Here is a 17,275-nt window from a genome sequence, read left to right as displayed (position 1 = left end):
CAATAAAGCTTAATGCAGGGGATAAGCTAATCATAGAACTTCAAAATGTAAGTTTAAGTGAAAGCCTAATCGAGGTAAAGGATGCATTAAATAAAACTGTAAAGAACATAGAGAAGGCGGAGGCAGATGGATTCTACCTATCAATATATAGATCGAAGATCCCATACATAGAGGGGTTAATAATCAATGGAGAAGTATCACTGAAAGCTAAGAGATATGATGAATGCTACTCAAACCTTAGGGAAGCAATACTAACAATGGAAAACATAAACAGTGGAATAGCACAATTATATACTGAAGCAACAGGCTCAGCAATACTAATAATAATCATACTGGCATTTGCATCCACAATAATTGGATTAGTGATTTTTGATAAAGAGGTTTACAGCATAATAGCCTCAGCAGCATCATACATGGCATTAACATACATATTCAAACTACTATACCCTGGAATAAATGCATTAAACCAGAATACATTAAACATGTACATGGCAATCTCATACATAGCGGTAACAGCCATAATGACACTACCAAGACATACAAGGGAGGGGGAAGGGACATCCCTAATAAGCCTAATATCATCAATAGCTTCAATAGCAAAGAGGAATCTTAAGAGGAGGAAGCTTAGAAGCACATTAACAATAATATCCATAATGATCATTGTAGGTGGATTCATAGCCTTAACATCAGTTTCAACATCGGAAAGCCTAACAATATCATCAAGAATTGCGGGGAATGAGCCGGAGGGGATAATAGTGTATAGAGGGGTTGGCGACCTTAAATACAGCAAATTCTCAGCCATAAGTGAGGGGATCATAGAATCATACTCAATAAATTTGAAGAGCAATGAATACTCATTCAAACTTGAAAGCCAAGCTAAATTAAACCCAATAGAAGTAGCAATAAACCCATACACACCACAAAAACTAAGCATATATGGTGCAATAGCCTTCACAAACCCATCAGACCCAATAATAGGGGAGATACTCAAAAACCTAAAGGGGAAACTACCATCAAAGAGTGGGGAAATAGCGTTAACAATGGATGCAGCAAAAACATTGAACGTAGATATCGGCGGGAAGATAATCCTAATTAATAGTGGGAAAACCATGACGGTAACTGGCATACTCAACAATGAATTCAAATTCATAGTGGATTATGATGACAGAACACTCACACCCGGAAAACTCGTCATGATAACAGGTGGAGAGGAGGTTAGAATAGAACTCATGGATTGTGAAGCATCAGAAATAGTGATGGTCTCAGCGGAAGATGCAAAAACATTCACATTACTACCCGCAAGACTATACGTTAAGATCACGGATAGCGAGGAAGCAATATCACTATCAAAACGCATAGCACTATCAGGAGACTATATAGTTAAAACCGTAACCTCTGGAAGAGTTTACACCATGCAATACAAGAGCTACATGGATATAAGGGGGTTTGAAGCCATGTTAACCCTAGCAATATCAATATCAAATGTGGGTATAGTTATGCTTGCATCAGTTTATGAGAGGAGGAATGAAGTCACCATACTCTCAGCCATAGGCTTAAATCCAAGTCACATAACAGCAATATTCGCCTTTGAAGCAGCAATAATGGGGTTGATTGCAGGTGGATTGGGATACATGATTGGATTATCATTCTACAAGCTCTCACAAACATTAAACCTAACAATAGAAGTATACCCAAAAATTTCATCAAACTGGGCTATAGCCACAATAATAGTGGCTGGGGCAACTGCAGTCATAGGAGCCATACCAGCATTAAAATCCTCCATAATAGTTACACCATCAAAATTAATGAGGTGGAAGGCTGACTACAAACCTGAAGGCATTGAGAAACCATGGGAATTCATGATACCAGTAAGGGTAATGGAATCAGAAGTGGAATCAATGATTGAATACACCATGAGAAAACTCAAAGAGACAACTGGAGTTGAGAGGCTTAGGAGGGAGGAGGGATGGAATATAAGGTTCAGTTATAGGATTGGTCAGGGAACCATAGGGTCCTCTGGATCAACAAACCACATAAAGATATATGTGGAGGGAGGGGAAGTTAAAATCAAACTAATGGTTCAACCATATGGAGAAAACTTGGAGAAACATGCATATGAAGTAGCTAAGTTAATTAGGGAGATAATGATAAGGTGGAGGAGTGGAATCTAAATGGGGGCTAAGGATAGAAGGGGGATAAGTAAGAGGGATATAATTGGATACATAGCGCTAATAGCATTGGCAATCATAATCTCGAGAGGGATATATTACGCTGCAGGATTCATTCTAAACGTTCCCACACCATTCCTCGTAGTGGCTTCTGGAAGCATGGAACCAACATTAAAAGTTGGAGATGTAATAATCATTAAGGGGGTGAATCCAGAAGACTTGAAGGTTGGGGACATAATAGTATTCAACCCGCCACAACCATACTATAATGGAGTCCCATGGGTTCATAGGATAATAAGCATACAGAAGGTTGGCAATGAAATATACTTTAAAACGAGGGGGGATGCCAATGCATATCCAGACCCATTCACATTAACCAAGAGCAATATAGTTGGCGTAATGATAGGTAGAATACCATACCTAGGCCTCATATCACTAAACCTATGGCAATGGCTTATACCAGCAATGGTGATAATTGCAATAATAATTGTATTGAAGATTATTTCAGAGAGTGGAGGGAAATAGGTGAATTAATAAAATATATAAATTGCTCCACTAGATATATCATGGTGCAAATTTGAGATGAGTAGCAAACCCATCGTTAGAATAGAGAACGTAGTTGCATCAGTCATATTAAACCAATACATAGACTTGGAAGCAATAACGAAGAATATTCCATCAGTGGACTACAATCCAGAACAATTCCCAGGACTAGTTTTCAGATTGGATAAACCTAAAACTGCAACCCTCATATTCAGTTCCGGGAAGATGGTATGCACAGGGGCTAAATCGGAGAAGGATGTTAAGAAGGCTATAAAGAAGATAATAGCAACACTTAAAGCTAAGGGGATAAACATTGTTGGAAAACCAAAGATAACAATACAGAACATAGTTGCATCAGCCAATATAAAGATGAACATAAACCTAGAGAAGGCAGCATTAACCCTTGAAAACGTAATGTATGAGCCGGAGCAATTCCCAGGCCTGATATACAGGTTGAATGAACCTAAAGTTGTGCTACTACTATTCAGTTCTGGGAAGATGGTATGCACTGGAGCAAAGAAGGAGGAGCAAGTCTACGAAGCAGTGAAGAAGGTTACAGAAAAACTCATTGAATTGAAGTTAACCTACTAGCCAACCCCCCTAACATAACTCAATATTTTATTGTACAATTCACCACTAATTAAGCCGTGATCGAGGAGGATTCTAGCAGCATCTGAAATCTTGATGAGGCTATGGAGCTTAATCCCCATCTTCATCAATTTGGCTTCAGCCCCCTGCTCTCTATCCACCAAAACCACAGCATCCTCAACCCTACCACCCATGGATATTATGGATTGAGCTGTAAGCATAAGGCTCTCACCAGTTGTGGCAACATCATCTATAATTACAACCCTATCATTGACATTCAAAACCCCCTCAACAATCCTACCCCTACCATGCCCCCTCTCAACCTCCTTCCTCACATATATCAATGGCTTCCTAAACCTATATGCAAGCATAGTTGCAAAGGGGATGCCTGCTGTGGGGACCCCTGCAATCCTATCAAAGGATCCAACCTCATTGGCTAAAATCTCATAATATGCATCACAAACCCTTATGAAATCATCTGGATATGATGGGATAACCCTCAAATCAATGTAGTATGGACTCTTCAAACCGGAAGTTAATGTGAATTCGCCGAAAAGTATTGCATTAAGCTTGAAAAGCCTCTTAACAATATCCTCAGCTAAACCCCTCTTCAAAGAAGCCCAATCCAATAAAACCCTCAAAAATTCTAATGGAAGGGGGATTTAAAGGTTTCCATGAAAATATGGATTCAAGGCTAGTAGTAGAAGGATGTGAAGCATAGAAGTATTATTGCTGGAACTAGGATTAAACCCAAAACCCTACGCTTGAAACTAAGTGGTGAAACATCATCCAATGGACCTGGATGCCCCCTATATATCTGCATGAAAAGAGCCAGTAAAGCCATCAATAGGAAACCTGAAAACATGAGGATGAGCACACCAATATATGCAATAACCTTATAATACTTCTCACCAAATATGGCTCTGGAAACATGACCACCATCAAGCTGTGAAATTGGCATCAAATTTATGAATGTAACGAGGAAACCTATCCAACCTGCAAAGGCAACGGGATGCAACAATAGATCGTACTTAGCGAAATCAGATGGCCTGAAAACTTGAACAAGGAAATCGAAGATGGCTGGTACGGGAATATAAACACCATAAATCATACCCTTCGGAATTATGTAGGATAATCTAAGCCCAAGAATCGATACAAGCACTGCAGCCGAGAAACCAATTAGGGGGCCGCTTAAACCAACATCGAAAAGCTGATCCCTATTAACCATGGGAGACCTCTGAACTATTATCGCCCCCATAGTTCCACCTATCTCAGGGGGTCCTGGAATGAAGTATGGGAAGCTTGTCTCAACATCATGTACCTTAGATGCAATTTTATGTCCAAACTCATGAAGTCCAGCTACAGCTAAAAGGCATAAGACATATAGAGCTATGTTTAGAGGTACATTGCGCTTCGGATCCACAATATCAAATGATAAGCTTGTAACTTGTAGGTATCCACTGTAGGTTATGGTGGCTAGAGTTGCCAAAAACAATACTATGGCGGCAATTCTATTGCTCCCACCAAACCCACCCTCAAACCTGAACACTCTAAGGAAGATTTTACCATCATGCTTCCTCAATATTGGAAGGTATCCGGAACCCTTCATGCAATCATATAGAGATTTAAACTTCAACTTAAGATCTGGGGTTGGAGATATTATGAATGTGGGAACCCCGAATTGTATAGAGAAATCTTCAACGTTGAAAAACCTCCTAACTAGAGCTTCAATGGAAGTTACATCAACCATGGATTCTGCCATAAACTACCAACTACAATCATGAACAGTAAAACCTAAAAATATTTCCATAATAAATTGGTCTTAGGGAATACTATTGTCTAAAGCAAAGTACACCATAAGGATGGTTGAATTGAAAGATATACCAGTGGTCATGGATATAAATTTGAAGTGCCTACCAGAAAACTACACGCAATCCTTCTTCATACAACACTACAAGAAGTTTCCAAAAGCATTCCTTGTGGCTGAAGTTGAGGGGAGGGTTGTGGGATACATAATGTGTAGGGTGGAGCATGGAATTTCAAACTTCAAATTCACATTGACAAAGAAGGGGCATGTAATATCCATAGCAGTACTACCAGAGTATAGGAGGATGGGGATAGGATACAACTTAATGGTTAAGGGGATGGAGGCATTGAAGGAGTATGGAGCTACAGAAGTATATTTGGAAGTTAGGGTTAGCAATTATCCAGCCATACACCTATATGAGAAACTAAACTATGTAATAGTGAATAGGATTCATGGATACTATGCTGATGGAGAAGATGCATACGTAATGGCTAGACCACTATGATAATGAAACTTCCAAAGCCAATCTAACAGCTCTAAGAACCTCATTGAAAGCCATGGATGGTGGAGGTTCACCCCTAACATCACCAATAACCTTACCAGCAGCTTGCTCCAAGGTATATGGAATATGCATAAACCCTGCCCTACCATCAACTTCGAAAATTTTCATGAAATGAAGCCCAAGATACATAACACAATTACATAGATATGTCCCCGCACTATTGGATACTGCAGCCGGAATCCCAGATTCCAAGAGACGCTTAACAATAGCCTTAATGGGGAGGGTTGAGAAGTATGCCGCAGGCCCCCCTGGAATTATGGGTTCATCCACAGGATTGAAACCATCATTATCTGGACCTGAATCCATAACGTTCAATGCAACCCTCTCCACACGTATAAATGATGATCTTGGTGCAAGTCCTAAACTGAGCAAAACCCTAGGCTTAAACCTCGAAACATAACCTTCCAATAAACCCTTAACCCTAACATATGATACTGGAAGAACCACGCCCACAACATCTTCACCCATAATCTTCAATCCATCCATAACCTTAGCTATCTCACCAGATGGATTATAATTCTCCTTACCATAAGGCTCAAACCCAGTTACCAATACAACCATAACCATCAAACCCAAACATAAATGTGGAGGGGGTAAAATAGAAAAAAGTTTCCATTAAGATGATTCTGCTTCACTGGTTAATCAGCGGATATTGAACTTCTATCAGCATAATACTTCTTAACATACTTAGGCTTCAATTTTGAAGCAATATAATTGAATGCAACTTCCGGATCACTCTTCTCACCACAAGTGTAAACATCTAGTGTTGCATAGGAGTATTCAGTCCAAGTATGTATGGCTATATGGCTTTCCACAACCAAAACTATAACTGAAACTCCACCCTTCTCTCCACCAAACTTCCAAGACTTAACATCCCAAACAGTCATATTCGCCATCTTCGCAGCTTCAACAGCCACATCCCTCAAAAACTTCTCATCAGATAGAACATTGACATCGCAATCGTATAGATTGCCGTAGACATGCTTCCCAACTATCACCTTAGCCTTTTCCACCATTTCCCTATCTTCAGATAAAAGTGCAATACACATTTAATATTTAAACCTTTTTATTTTTGCCACCCATAAGCCATGATAATGGGATATCCTGCCAAGACCCATCAGGCTTAACCCTCCTAATAGTTAGCGGTAAAACCCCCCTCTCCAACTCCATTATTGCAATATCTATTGATGAAAACTTCCCACCCTCAACATTTATGAGTATTGGAGCCCCCAAAGCTATCTGTAAAGCCCTAGCCCCAATGATCCTAGCCTTCTCATATGAAGTCAACCTTGGGGGGCCCACAAATATCTTTGGGGTAGAGCTTTGAACATCACTGAAAGACGGTTGAGAATCGCAAACAGAAAACAACGCCACACCACACCCCAAGCAAATCAAAGAATTAAAAATAGTTTTGAAGTATATTAATATTTATTTATTTCCTCTAAAAAAATGGATTCAGCGAGATTGTGTGATATAGATATGGGTTGGGGGGATGACTGGGAAATCGTAATCTCAACAATAATTCTAATTGTAATATCAATGACGCTCATAACCCTCAGAATTATTGGAAAACCAGTATTTGAAATATCCTTCGAAACCCTAGTAATACATGTAGCAACCATAGTGGCCATAGCATCATGCATATACATAATCATTTCAAAGAGGAGGAAACAAATATAACCCCACAAATCATCTTATGATTTGATGATGCCAGAACTATACTATGCTGGAATAGCACTAATAATGTTGGGTATAATCATAATAGTGATTGGAATGATGCTGACGATCTTAAGGGGGAGGGGTGGGGAAGTGGAGGGAGGAGTGGTGCTAATAGGCCCAATCCCAATAGTAATTGGGACAAGTAGCAGGGTTATTAAGGCAATGCTGATAGTGACGATAATAATGATGGTATTCATAATAGCACTCATGATGTTATGGGTGAAATTATGGTGAAATGCGAAATATGTGGAATTGGGGATGCAAAATATGTTTGCAGTAAATGTGGGAGGAGAGTATGCGGAGAATGCTTCAACACACAATTCTGGATGTGTAGGGAATGCATGGGTAAAAGCTATCCCACATACGTTGAGGGGTGGAGGATGGCTGACACATTAATGAAGACATTCACAATAGGATTCATAGTAATCCTAATTGGAATAATTCTAATAATGCTATCGCAAATAATGATTGGAGGGGCTTTTGGAGGGATAATAATATTCCCATTCATACCAATAATATTCTTCCAGAAATTGGAGGGGGCAACGGCAATACTATTCACATTACTCATGATGATTGCAATGATAATTATAATTGTAATATGGATGTACTTGACTAGGAAAATACTTACATAAAAAAATGGAAATTCACCTATAATATAAGTAGATTTTATGACTGCTCCACTCATCATGAATAACTTCAACCTTAACAGGCCTCCACCCTGGAATCTCAAAATCATGTGATACAACCCTAGTTCCAGGTCTAAGCTCCCTCTCAAGCTTAGGTCTTAAACGTTCATTAACACTTGTCAATAGGTATAATGTAACAACATCAGCATCACTTATATTAACATCGAAGAAGTTTCCATGAATAACCCTAACCCTACCTTGAAGATTCTCAGCAATAATCCTATCCTCAATCTGCTTAACAAGTTGAGGCCTAATCTCAATACCCACAGCCCTAGCCTTAAACTCCTTAGCAGCAATGAAAAGTATCCTACCATCCCCTGCACCAAGATCATAGACAAGTTCATCAGGCTTAACATTACAGAGCTGAAGCATCCTCCTAACCACATTCTCAGGGGTTGAAACGAAGGGGACATCATAATGATACGTCCAAACCACCAAAACATAAAGTAAGAATATGTGGGATATAAAGATAATCCACATGGAAGTTACACGTAAACCCTTAAATGTAGATTACTCAAAAGGATTTAATGAAAGTTAAATGGTTAAAAGAGATTTAATGGAGAAATTGGAGCGAATAGAATACTTACTGGAATACTTATCTAGGGAGATTGAAACGATAAAGAGGGTTTTGGGGATTGGTGGAGGGATATTCACAATTCTGGAAGGTGGAATAGAAACATACAAAACTGCAACATCAGAATACAAGAGGATAATAAGCTTTGAGAGGATGATTAGAAACATGAAAATGGACAATATATCAAAGGAAATACTGAGAATCCTAGCTTATATGGGTCCATTGAATATAACACAAATAACCATGGAGCTAAAGAGGAGGAGGGGGAAAGCTTCAAGACTCACAGTAACCCAAAAGCTAAAGAAGCTTATGGAAATAGGTATTGTAACTGAGGAAGCTAGGGGTAGGGAGAAGCTCTACCACTACAAAACGGAATCTTGAGAAAATAAACCTAGAATAACATGGGAAAAGTCCAATAAAATATTAGAAAACGATCAATCCAGCATGGAAAACTTAATCACATTAAACATTGGAAATGTATTTGGAGGTGAAATAATTGGCTAAGGAGGGGGAAGTATCTAAAGATGTGGCTGAATTGAGGGAAGTCTTAAACGTAATATCAGAATTCATAGATAAACTCCCAAAAATACTAAACGAATTAATATCAACACTATACGCAGCAGATATAGGTGAAAAACTTGGTAAAAGCGTTGGAGAATACTACAAGAAGTTGAAGGAAAGTGGAATACCAGATGATGTGGCAATAAAACTCACAGAAGCATACGCAAGGGAAGCACAAACACCAATGAAGATACTCGGAGAACTAATATCAAGATTCAGTGGAGGTAGAGGTTTGAGAGAAGAATTAGAAGAATTGAGGAAGAGGAGATTGGAAGAATCAAAGGAGAAGAGGGGAGGAGCAGAGGGAACTGAGAAAAGTTAACGCGAAGAATGTGTGGAGTAATGAATTATGAATAAAATCCTAACAAAAATTGGAATAACATTAACACTAGTATACATGATAATAAAGTTGATGTTAAACGTAACGATAATGTTTATGGAACTCTATGAAGCAAAATTGAAAATAAAATTTAAAACAAGAATATATGAGTGGAAGCTAAGTAGAAAACTTGAAGAATACGGGATTCCAAGGGAAGTTTCAAAGAGGATTTCAAAAAACATTTACAAGGGGGATGTTGAAGCATTAAATAATTTAATGAGTTTAAGGGGGATTATGAAATTAATGCGTAAACAAACACATATATAGGGGGCTAACACTATTAGTGAGTTGAGGAAGTGGAGAATGTATAGGGGTAAACCCGCAATAATACAAAACATAGAATCCTGGGTTGATGCACAAAAGAAGTTCCTAGAATATGTAAGTAAAAGTGAAAAGGAACTTGAAAATGCAGATAGACTATCACTGGTAATAGCCTCAAGGGCAGCATGTGCACAGATATCCAGAACGATAAAGGGGTTTGATGCATGGCTTCAAAACCCACTAATAATAGGGCTAATGCCACCTGAAATGATAAAGGAAGTTCAAGAGAAACTTTGGGCAATAATGAAAGAGCTAACTGAATTCGACATACAACACACCGCGAAATACGGGGAACATTTAAAGAAGGTTTTAGAACAAGGTAAAATCATACCGCCAATACCATTGGAAGAGGGGGAGGAAGAGGAGGAGCAGAGGCAGAGGCTAACATATATGAGGTAAATCACTAATTCTCCCTAGAAATCCTAATTTCACCACCAGAAATAATGACTGTTAAAATATCACCCAACTCAGGTTTAGGCTCAAGTCTATCCCACTCATCCTCAGTAAGCCATATAGTTAAACGTGGAAGCTGAAAAGATGTTGATAGTGGAATTGGCATCATCCTCAAAACCTGCTGCATAATTGGAAGAACATCCTTAGCCAAATCAGAATCCTGAGAAGAATAGAATACTGGTGGAGGCGACTCCTGCTCCTCCACTAAATCAATCCTAAACATCTTCTCACCATTAGGAGCTCTAACAACATTCTTCCCAGCCACAGAAGCCTTAAACTTAACTTCCAAAACAATCCCCAAACATATAGTGTGGCACAAGTATATAAGTGGTTTGCTAACTATACCATGGAAAATTTAATATACATTACTGGAAACGTTTAAGTGAAACAAATTATGCATGGTGAATGGCGAATGATTAAGATGAACCAGATATTGGATAAGAGGGAACTTGCACCTGGAATAAAGGAGATGGTGATTTATAATCCAAATATAGCTTCGAAGGTTAAGGCTGGACAATTCATAGTTGTAAGGGTTTGCGAAGAGGGGGAGAGGATACCACTCAACGTGGTGGATTGGGATGGGGGGAGGGGGACATTGAAAATAGTATTCCAAGAGGTGGGGGTATCAACATATAAACTTGGAAAGCTTGGAATTGGAGATTTGATAATGGATGTTGTAGGGCCTCTTGGAAACCCCTCAGAAATAAGCCTATTCGGAACAGTGATATGTGTGGGTGAGGGTGTAAGAATATCTGCAATATATCCAGTAGCTAGAGAACTGAAGAAGGCTGGAAACAAGGTTATATCGATAATTGGTGCTAAAAGCAAAGAGCTACTGATATATATGGAGGAAATGAGGGGGGTTAGCGATGAACTAAGAATAACGACGGATGATGGTTCGGAGGGGAGGAGGGGGCTTGTATCAGATGAGTTGAGGGATATCCTTGAAAGTGGATTGAAAATTGATAGAATTGTAATTGTCGGCTCTGCAATGACTATGAAAATGTGTACAGAAGTAACTAAGCCATACCATATAAAGACTATTGCAAGTTTAAACCCAATAATGATATGTGGAATGGGAATGTGTGGAGCATGTAGAGTGGAAGTTGCTGGGAAAACTAGATTTACATGCATTGAAGGACCGGAATTCGATGCACATCAAGTGAATTTCGATGTGCTAATGATGAGGTTAAATGCATATAAAACTGAAGAGCAAATGGCATTAAAAAGGTTCCTTGAGGGGAGAGGGTGAGGATATGCCAGTTAAGAAGAGGGTTGAAATGAGAAAGCTTCCAGTGGAGGAGAGAATTAAAAGCTTCAATGAAGTTATGCTTGGATTAACAGAAGAGCAGGCAATTGAAGAAGCTAAGAGATGTCTACAATGCCCAAATCATCCATGTATGGAAGGCTGCCCATTAAACACGGAGATACCAAAATTCATAAAGAAAATAGCTGAAAGAGACTTCCTATCAGCATATAAGATCATAAAGGAGAAGAATCCCATACCAGCAATAACTGGGAGGGTTTGCCCGCAAGAAGTGCGATGCGAAGCAAAATGCACATTACAAAGGGTTGGAGAACCAATAGCCATAGGAGCTCTAGAAAGATTTGTGGCAGATTGGGCTATGAGGGAAGGTGTAATAAAAGAGGAGATAACGAAAGCCCCATCAAACAATATAAGGGTGGCAGTGGTAGGGTCTGGACCTTCAGGTATAACTGTGGCTGCAAACCTAGCTAAACTTGGATATGAAGTAACAATATTTGAAGCACTACAAAAGCCAGGTGGATTGCTGATATATGGGATACCTGAATTCAAATTGCCAAAGAAGGTTGTGGAATGCGAGATAGATCATTTAAAGCATTTGGGGGTAGACATACAGACAAATGTAGTTATTGGAAGAACTTACACGATTAAAGAATTATTCCAAAATGGTTATAGAGCAATATTCCTTGGAATAGGTTTGGGGATGCCCAGATTCCTAAACATACCCGGAGAAAATCTAGTAAACATATATACAGCCAACGAAATCCTCATAAGAACAAACTTGATGAAAGCATACCTATTCCCAAAATATGATACACCCATAAAGGTTGGAGATATAGTTGCAGTTGTAGGTGGGGGGAATGTGGCAATGGATGCCGCTAGAACTGCAATTAGACTTGGAGCTAAAGAAGTATACATAGTTTATAGGAGGAGTGAAGAAGAGATGCCTGCATGGAAGAAGGAGTTGATAAATGCAAAGGAGGAGGGGGTAAAACTGCAATTACTCACACAACCAATAAGATTCATTGGAGATAAAGATGGAAGAGTTACGGGGATGGAATGCCTAAAAATGCAGCTTGGAGAACCTGATGCCAGCGGTAGGAGGAGACCAATACCAATAAAGGGTTCTGAATTCATATTTAAAGCGGATACAGTGATAATAGCCGTAGGATACCGCCCAAACCCACTAATACAAAACACAACACCAGAGATAAAGGTGAATGAAGAGGGATGCATAATAGTGGATAAACATTGTAGAACAAGCATGAATGGAGTATACGCTGCTGGAGACATAATCCTCGGGGAAGCTACAGTGGCGGAAGCTATAGGTACAGGTAGAATAGCCTCCACAACAATACACCAAGATATAAGGGAAGGAAGAATATAAAAAATAAAATTTTAAATTAAAAATGGGGGTTGAAGTAAACCTTCTAGAATGGCTTCATACTTAAAAGCTCTTCCTCACTGGGTGGAGGTCTAATTAAGCCAGCCTTCCATAAAGCTTCAAGAGACCTTCTAGCTTCACTAATTATTCTTGAAGCCCTCTCCCAAAGCTCATTCCTACTCAACTTAACCCTAGCCACACCTTGCTCAATGGACTTCAAAGCACATGCCACAGCCTCCTCAACATAAACTTCCCAATCCTCCATGGTTGGTAGAATGTAATCTTCATGGAGCCCCTTCCTCTCAGCATAACTTGCCAATGCATGTGCAGCTGCCACACACATCTCATCAGTCACAGTTCTAGCCTTAACATCCAAGACACCTCTAAATATTGCTGGGAATCCAAGTGAATTGTTAACTTGATTTGGGAAGTCTGATCTACCTGTACCGACAATTCTAGCTCCAGCCTCCTTAGCTTCCCAAGGCCATATCTCTGGAATTGGGTTTGCACAAGCCAGTACTATGGCGTCATTGGCCATCCCCCTAATCCACTCCTTCTTAATAACTCCAGGTCCAGGTCTACTCATAGCTATACATACATCAGCCCCCTTCAAAGCTTCAGGTATACCTCCACTAAGCCCTTCAGCATTACTCTTCAAAGCCCACTTCCACTTCCATGGATCATTCTCCTTCTCCAATATATCCTTCCTACTCTGATTCAATATCCCCTTACTATCCACAAGTATTATGTTTCCAGGTTTAGCACCTGCAAGTTCAAGGACATCTGCAGTTTTAATGTTGGCTGCACCTGCACCTATCATAGCTATCTTCACTTCACTAAGCTTCTTACCCACAAGCTTCAAAGCATTAATGACTGCAGCTAGGACTACTGTGGCTGTCCCCTGCTGATCATCATGCCATACTGGTATGTTGAGCTTCTCCCTAGCCTTCTCCAAAACATAGAAGCATTTAGGCTTCTCAATATCCTCCAAATTTATCCCGCCGAAGGATGGCTCTATTAATTGCAGGAATTCTATTAGCTTATCTGGATCCTTAGTGTTAACGCATAGTGGGAATGCATCAACCCCACCAAGATACTTGAATAGTAAAGCTTTACCCTCCATCACTGGCATTGCAGCTGATGGGCCAATATCACCTAAACCCAAAACCCTAGTTCCATCACTAACCACAGCCACATAATTCCACCTATTAGTATACTCGAAGCTGTATAGGTCTGGATTCTCCTGAATCTTCCTACATGCAGCTGCAACTCCAGGCGTATACCATATGGAGAAGTCATCTAGGGTTCTAACTGGAACTTTAGGCATAACTTGAAGTTTACCCTCATAGAACTTATGTAGTTGCGGCGCTATAAGTGAAGGTTTCTGAGCCCTCTCCAAAAGCTTCTTAACATCCACCTCAACCACAAAATACACCTCAATAAACACGTAGGGTAAATGTATCTTTAAACTTTTCCATACACTAGTAAAATGATAAAATATATTACCCTTGAAATATAATAGTTAAAACAACTTTTGGGGGTATGTGAATGAGTGAAGATGAGGAGCTAAATAGGATAATTGAGAAGAAGATTAGGGAAATTATGAAGCGTGGAAAAGGGGAGGGGGAGGTGGAAGCTGAAGTGGAGTTTGACAAAGACAGTTTAAGGGATGCTCTAAGTAAATGTGGAATCTTGGTTGTGGATTTCTGGGCTCAATGGTGTGGACCATGCCAAATATACAGTAGGATATTCAAGGCTGTAGCTGAGAAGCTTAAGGGGAAAGCATGTTTTGGAAGGGTTAATGTGGATAGAAACCCAGAATTGGCGGACAAGTATAGGATATATGCCGTTCCAACAACAATAATATTCATAAAAGGTGAACCTGTGGAAACAATAGTTGGATTAGTGACGGAAGAAGAGTTGATGAGTAAAATAGAGAAGTACCTATAAATATTCTTCCAAATAAATAATATTTTTGGAGTTGAATATGCAGTTGAAGTTGGAAGTTGTGAATTTAATTGTACCTGAAGGATGCAATATAATACTTGGTCAAAGCCACTTCATAAAGACTGTTGAAGACTTATATGAAGCAATGATGAATTCAACACCAAACGTTAAATTTGGATTGGCATTCTGCGAATCCTCAGGTCCATGCCTAATTAGACATGATGGGAATGATGAGGAGCTTAGGAAGGTGGCAATAGAAAATGCATTGAAACTTTCAGCTGGACACTGCTTCATAATAGTCATGAGAAATGCATACCCAATAAACGTTCTAGATAGGGTTAAAGCTGTACCGGAAGTTGTAAACATATATTGTGCCACAGCAAACCCAGTTCAAGTGATAATTGGTGAAACTGAGCAGGGGAGGGCAATACTTGGAGTTGTGGATGGAGCCAAAAGTAAGGGTGTTGAGGGGGATAGGGAGATTGAAGAGAGGAAGCAATTCCTAAGGAAGATAGGGTATAAGAGGTAAATGCGAAGTTTTAGAGGAACTTCTTCAAAACCTCAAAGGTACTCCTAATATGTTGCGATATAACCTTAGTTTCAGATAGGATTGGCATGAAATTTGTATCACCAAACCATCTTGGAACAACATGGAAATGTAAATGCTCAACACCAGCACCAGCAGCCCTACCAATATTAACGCCAATATTAAATCCATCTGGAGATAAAGCCCTCTTCAAAACATCAATGGATAGGGATATGAAATCCATAATCTCCATAGACTCCTCAACAGTCAAATCATTTGGGTATATGATATGCCTATATGGTGCAATCATCAAATGACCATTATTATATGGGTAAGCATTCAAAACTATAAATGAATATTTACCACGCTTCAAAATGAATAATTCATCATCACGATTGGATTTAGCATATGAACATAGGAAACATTCAACATTCTTTGGTGCGGAAATATACACCATCCTCCAAGGAGCCCAAAGATTCCTCAAACACTCCACCAATCAACATATATTATCAATGAAGGCTATAAATTAATTTGTGAATGGTGATGGTGGAAGTAAATCAAAACCTAATAAGGAAGAATATCACTGGTGGAAGACTTCAAATGGTTTATAGAATGCTTGAAGAGGATTTGGAAATACAAACACTACTGAAGATGTCAAATATAATGGCTGTGAGTAGGATGAGGTATAATGATCATGGACCAGTACACTCAAGAATAACCTCGGGAACCGCACTGGAAATACTGAGGATAATTGGGAAGTATAGGAAGCCAAACATGATCTCAGATCATGGAATGGAAATGGAAGATGCGGAGATAGTGGTATTGCTTGGCGCATACCTACATGATATTGGAAACTCCATACATAGAATACAACACCCACAACATGGATGCTACATAGCCGACGCACCACTAAACAGAATACTTGGAAAGGTTTATGGTAGAATTGAAGATAGAGTTAAAGTTAAATGTGAAGTATTACATTGCATATACTCAAGCGATGATGAAATACAATGCTTAAGCCTTGAAGCTGGCGTAGTTAAAGTTGCAGATGGACTAGACATGGCTGAGGGTAGGGCTAGAATACCATACGATTTGGGAAAGAGGGATATACATGCACTATCAGCACTGGCAATAAAGAGGGTTGAAGTAAGCGAGGGGGGGTCAAAACCATTAAAGATAAGGGTTTACATGGAAAATCCAGCTGGAATATTCCAAGTTCAAAACGTTCTAATGAAGAAGATAGCTACATCTGGAATTGGAGACTTAATTGAACTAACAGCACTGGACATGAATGGAAGGGTTATTATGGGAGGGAGCTAGCATCCCTGGGGAGTAATGGAAGCTTCGAAACGTCCAAGTCATATAGGTCTAGGTACTTCAAACCACTACCAGTAAAGTATAGTAGAATCCTATCAGAGGGGTCGAAGAGCCCTTCATTGGCAATATGCTTCAAAGCAGCATGGGAAGCTGCAGCTTCAGGGCAAATGAAGAATCCACGTCTAGCTAGAATCTTCATGGATTCAATTATCTCATCATCACCCACAGCCAATGCGAAGCCACCACTATCCCTAATAGCCCTCAAAATTAGGTAGCTTGCATATGGTTTTGGAACTCTAAGTCCAGATGCAATGGTATTGGCGTTTTGCCAAGCCTCAGAAACTTCAGGGGCGCCATCCATGAAAGCCTTAACAAGAGGCATGCATCCGGTGGATTGAACTAGAATGAGCCTTGGAGCCCTCTCAATCCATCCAAGCTCGATGAGCTCATTAAACCCCTTCCAAAGCCCAATAACA

Annotated in this window: 26 protein-coding genes; 16 read left to right on the top strand and 10 right to left on the bottom strand. The window is 39.6% G+C overall.

The annotated features are described in order from the left end of the window. From MRT15_RS05050 to MRT15_RS05040, 3 genes are all read left to right on the top strand, one after another. Window positions 1-2,171 (top strand): FtsX-like permease family protein (locus MRT15_RS05050; RefSeq protein ID WP_304328525.1); only part of this gene is annotated, 2,171 nt, incomplete at its 5' end. Next, window positions 2,172-2,693, top strand: coding sequence for a signal peptidase I (locus MRT15_RS05045; RefSeq protein ID WP_304328523.1), 522 nt, complete (start codon window positions 2,172-2,174; stop codon window positions 2,691-2,693). It abuts the gene before it with no gap. 57 nt (window positions 2,694-2,750) lie between these two features. Further along, on the top strand, window positions 2,751-3,302 hold the full coding sequence (locus MRT15_RS05040) for a TATA-box-binding protein (protein ID WP_304328521.1): 552 nt from the start codon (window positions 2,751-2,753) through the stop codon (window positions 3,300-3,302). On the opposite strand, the gene pyrE is transcribed toward MRT15_RS05040, so the two are convergent. Together pyrE and MRT15_RS05030 are read right to left on the bottom strand one after the other, a co-directional pair. Further along, the gene (gene pyrE, locus MRT15_RS05035) at window positions 3,299-3,928 is read right to left on the bottom strand and encodes an orotate phosphoribosyltransferase (RefSeq protein ID WP_304328520.1); all 630 of its coding nucleotides are present in this window, start codon (window positions 3,926-3,928) and stop codon (window positions 3,299-3,301) included. The genes MRT15_RS05040 and pyrE overlap by 4 nt on opposite strands. Window positions 3,929-3,993: 65 nt before the next feature. Next, a complete protein-coding gene (locus MRT15_RS05030; protein ID WP_304328518.1) occupies window positions 3,994-5,061 on the bottom strand; it encodes a site-2 protease family protein in 1,068 nt (355 codons plus the stop codon). A 100-nt stretch (window positions 5,062-5,161) separates the two neighbouring features. On the opposite strand from MRT15_RS05030, the gene rimI reads away from it, so the two are divergent. Further along, the gene (gene rimI / locus MRT15_RS05025) at window positions 5,162-5,611 is read left to right on the top strand and encodes a ribosomal protein S18-alanine N-acetyltransferase (RefSeq protein WP_369684951.1); all 450 of its coding nucleotides are present in this window, start codon (window positions 5,162-5,164) and stop codon (window positions 5,609-5,611) included. Here the strand turns inward: rimI and MRT15_RS05020 are convergent. The 3 genes from MRT15_RS05020 to MRT15_RS05010 form a co-directional block, all read right to left on the bottom strand. After that, window positions 5,606-6,229 carry a pyroglutamyl-peptidase I gene (locus tag MRT15_RS05020; protein WP_304328514.1) on the bottom strand — a complete coding sequence of 208 codons (624 nt, stop codon included), beginning with the start codon at window positions 6,227-6,229 and terminating at the stop codon, window positions 5,606-5,608. The genes rimI and MRT15_RS05020 overlap by 6 nt on opposite strands. Before the next feature lie 77 nt (window positions 6,230-6,306). Next, window positions 6,307-6,717 carry an adenosylmethionine decarboxylase gene (gene speD / locus MRT15_RS05015; RefSeq protein ID WP_304328512.1) on the bottom strand — a complete coding sequence of 137 codons (411 nt, stop codon included), beginning with the start codon at window positions 6,715-6,717 and terminating at the stop codon, window positions 6,307-6,309. A gap of 7 nt (window positions 6,718-6,724) precedes the next feature. Continuing rightward, window positions 6,725-7,042: a DNA-directed RNA polymerase subunit K gene (locus tag MRT15_RS05010; RefSeq protein ID WP_304328510.1), complete on the bottom strand. Its 318-nt coding sequence runs from the start codon at window positions 7,040-7,042 to the stop codon at window positions 6,725-6,727. Between the two features lie 105 nt (window positions 7,043-7,147). Here MRT15_RS05010 and MRT15_RS05005 point away from each other — a divergent pair, with 105 nt between their 5' ends. From MRT15_RS05005 to MRT15_RS04995, 3 genes are read left to right on the top strand one after another with little or no spacing between them, the layout of a single operon-like run. Next, complete coding sequence (locus MRT15_RS05005) at window positions 7,148-7,348, top strand: hypothetical protein (protein WP_304328508.1); 201 nt, start codon at window positions 7,148-7,150, stop codon at window positions 7,346-7,348. A gap of 24 nt (window positions 7,349-7,372) precedes the next feature. Further along, entirely contained in the window at window positions 7,373-7,621 is a 249-nt protein-coding gene (locus MRT15_RS05000) for a DUF131 domain-containing protein (RefSeq protein WP_304328506.1), read from the top strand. Further along, window positions 7,615-8,019: a zinc finger HIT domain-containing protein gene (locus MRT15_RS04995; RefSeq protein ID WP_304328504.1), complete on the top strand. Its 405-nt coding sequence runs from the start codon at window positions 7,615-7,617 to the stop codon at window positions 8,017-8,019. Before MRT15_RS05000 ends, MRT15_RS04995 begins: the two co-directional genes overlap by 7 nt. 12 nt (window positions 8,020-8,031) lie before the next feature. Here MRT15_RS04995 and MRT15_RS04990 read toward each other — a convergent pair whose 3' ends face one another. Further along, on the bottom strand, window positions 8,032-8,553 hold the full coding sequence (locus MRT15_RS04990; RefSeq protein ID WP_304328502.1) for a methyltransferase domain-containing protein: 522 nt from the start codon (window positions 8,551-8,553) through the stop codon (window positions 8,032-8,034). Between the two features lie 58 nt (window positions 8,554-8,611). Here MRT15_RS04990 and MRT15_RS04985 point away from each other — a divergent pair, with 58 nt between their 5' ends. From MRT15_RS04985 to MRT15_RS04970, 4 genes are all read left to right on the top strand, one after another. Then, window positions 8,612-9,028, top strand: a complete 417-nt coding sequence (locus MRT15_RS04985) for a hypothetical protein (RefSeq protein WP_304328500.1) — start codon at window positions 8,612-8,614, stop codon at window positions 9,026-9,028. A 115-nt stretch (window positions 9,029-9,143) separates the two neighbouring features. Continuing rightward, window positions 9,144-9,530 (top strand): hypothetical protein, encoded by a 387-nt coding sequence (locus tag MRT15_RS04980; RefSeq protein ID WP_304328499.1) that lies wholly within the window; start codon window positions 9,144-9,146, stop codon window positions 9,528-9,530. Between the two features lie 27 nt (window positions 9,531-9,557). Next, entirely contained in the window at window positions 9,558-9,854 is a 297-nt protein-coding gene (locus MRT15_RS04975; RefSeq protein ID WP_304328497.1) for a hypothetical protein, read from the top strand. 21 nt (window positions 9,855-9,875) lie between these two features. Beyond that, window positions 9,876-10,307, top strand: a complete 432-nt coding sequence (locus MRT15_RS04970; protein ID WP_304328495.1) for a DUF2153 family protein — start codon at window positions 9,876-9,878, stop codon at window positions 10,305-10,307. Window positions 10,308-10,311: 4 nt separating this feature from the next. On the opposite strand, the gene MRT15_RS04965 is transcribed toward MRT15_RS04970, so the two are convergent. Further along, window positions 10,312-10,650 carry an arcadin 1 gene (locus tag MRT15_RS04965; RefSeq protein ID WP_304328493.1) on the bottom strand — a complete coding sequence of 113 codons (339 nt, stop codon included), beginning with the start codon at window positions 10,648-10,650 and terminating at the stop codon, window positions 10,312-10,314. Window positions 10,651-10,773: 123 nt separating this feature from the next. Between MRT15_RS04965 and MRT15_RS04960 the strand changes: the two genes are divergently transcribed. Then, window positions 10,774-11,613 carry a sulfide/dihydroorotate dehydrogenase-like FAD/NAD-binding protein gene (locus MRT15_RS04960; protein WP_304328492.1) on the top strand — a complete coding sequence of 280 codons (840 nt, stop codon included), beginning with the start codon at window positions 10,774-10,776 and terminating at the stop codon, window positions 11,611-11,613. A 4-nt stretch (window positions 11,614-11,617) separates the two neighbouring features. After that, complete coding sequence (gltA, locus tag MRT15_RS04955; protein ID WP_304328490.1) at window positions 11,618-13,012, top strand: NADPH-dependent glutamate synthase; 1,395 nt, start codon at window positions 11,618-11,620, stop codon at window positions 13,010-13,012. 43 nt (window positions 13,013-13,055) lie between these two features. Here the strand turns inward: gltA and MRT15_RS04950 are convergent, their stop codons facing one another. After that, the gene (locus MRT15_RS04950; protein WP_369684950.1) at window positions 13,056-14,426 is read right to left on the bottom strand and encodes an NADP-dependent malic enzyme; all 1,371 of its coding nucleotides are present in this window, start codon (window positions 14,424-14,426) and stop codon (window positions 13,056-13,058) included. A 131-nt stretch (window positions 14,427-14,557) separates the two neighbouring features. On the opposite strand from MRT15_RS04950, the gene MRT15_RS04945 reads away from it, so the two are divergent. Both MRT15_RS04945 and MRT15_RS04940 read left to right on the top strand, forming a co-directional pair. Further along, window positions 14,558-14,959 carry a co-chaperone YbbN gene (locus MRT15_RS04945; protein ID WP_304328486.1) on the top strand — a complete coding sequence of 134 codons (402 nt, stop codon included), beginning with the start codon at window positions 14,558-14,560 and terminating at the stop codon, window positions 14,957-14,959. Window positions 14,960-14,996: 37 nt separating this feature from the next. Further along, on the top strand, window positions 14,997-15,485 hold the full coding sequence (locus MRT15_RS04940) for an adenosine-specific kinase (RefSeq protein WP_304328484.1): 489 nt from the start codon (window positions 14,997-14,999) through the stop codon (window positions 15,483-15,485). A 10-nt stretch (window positions 15,486-15,495) separates the two neighbouring features. On the opposite strand, the gene MRT15_RS04935 is transcribed toward MRT15_RS04940, so the two are convergent. Further along, entirely contained in the window at window positions 15,496-15,966 is a 471-nt protein-coding gene (locus tag MRT15_RS04935; RefSeq protein ID WP_304328483.1) for an HIT domain-containing protein, read from the bottom strand. 59 nt (window positions 15,967-16,025) lie between these two features. On the opposite strand from MRT15_RS04935, the gene MRT15_RS04930 reads away from it, so the two are divergent. Next, window positions 16,026-16,802, top strand: coding sequence for an HD domain-containing protein (locus tag MRT15_RS04930; RefSeq protein WP_304328481.1), 777 nt, complete (start codon window positions 16,026-16,028; stop codon window positions 16,800-16,802). On the opposite strand, the gene MRT15_RS04925 is transcribed toward MRT15_RS04930, so the two are convergent. Next, on the bottom strand, window positions 16,786-17,275 hold a 490-nt coding region (locus MRT15_RS04925), incomplete at its 5' end, for a pyridoxal-phosphate dependent enzyme (protein WP_304328479.1). The two genes, MRT15_RS04930 and MRT15_RS04925, sit on opposite strands and share 17 nt — an antisense overlap.

The sequence above is a fragment of the Candidatus Culexarchaeum yellowstonense genome (genome assembly GCF_024707025.1).
In the GTDB taxonomy this organism is placed as follows: Archaea; Thermoproteota; Methanomethylicia; order Culexarchaeales; family Culexarchaeaceae; genus Culexarchaeum.
The sequence above is the reverse complement of the archived record's forward strand: the minus strand, read 5'-3'. Positions and strand labels throughout refer to the sequence as shown.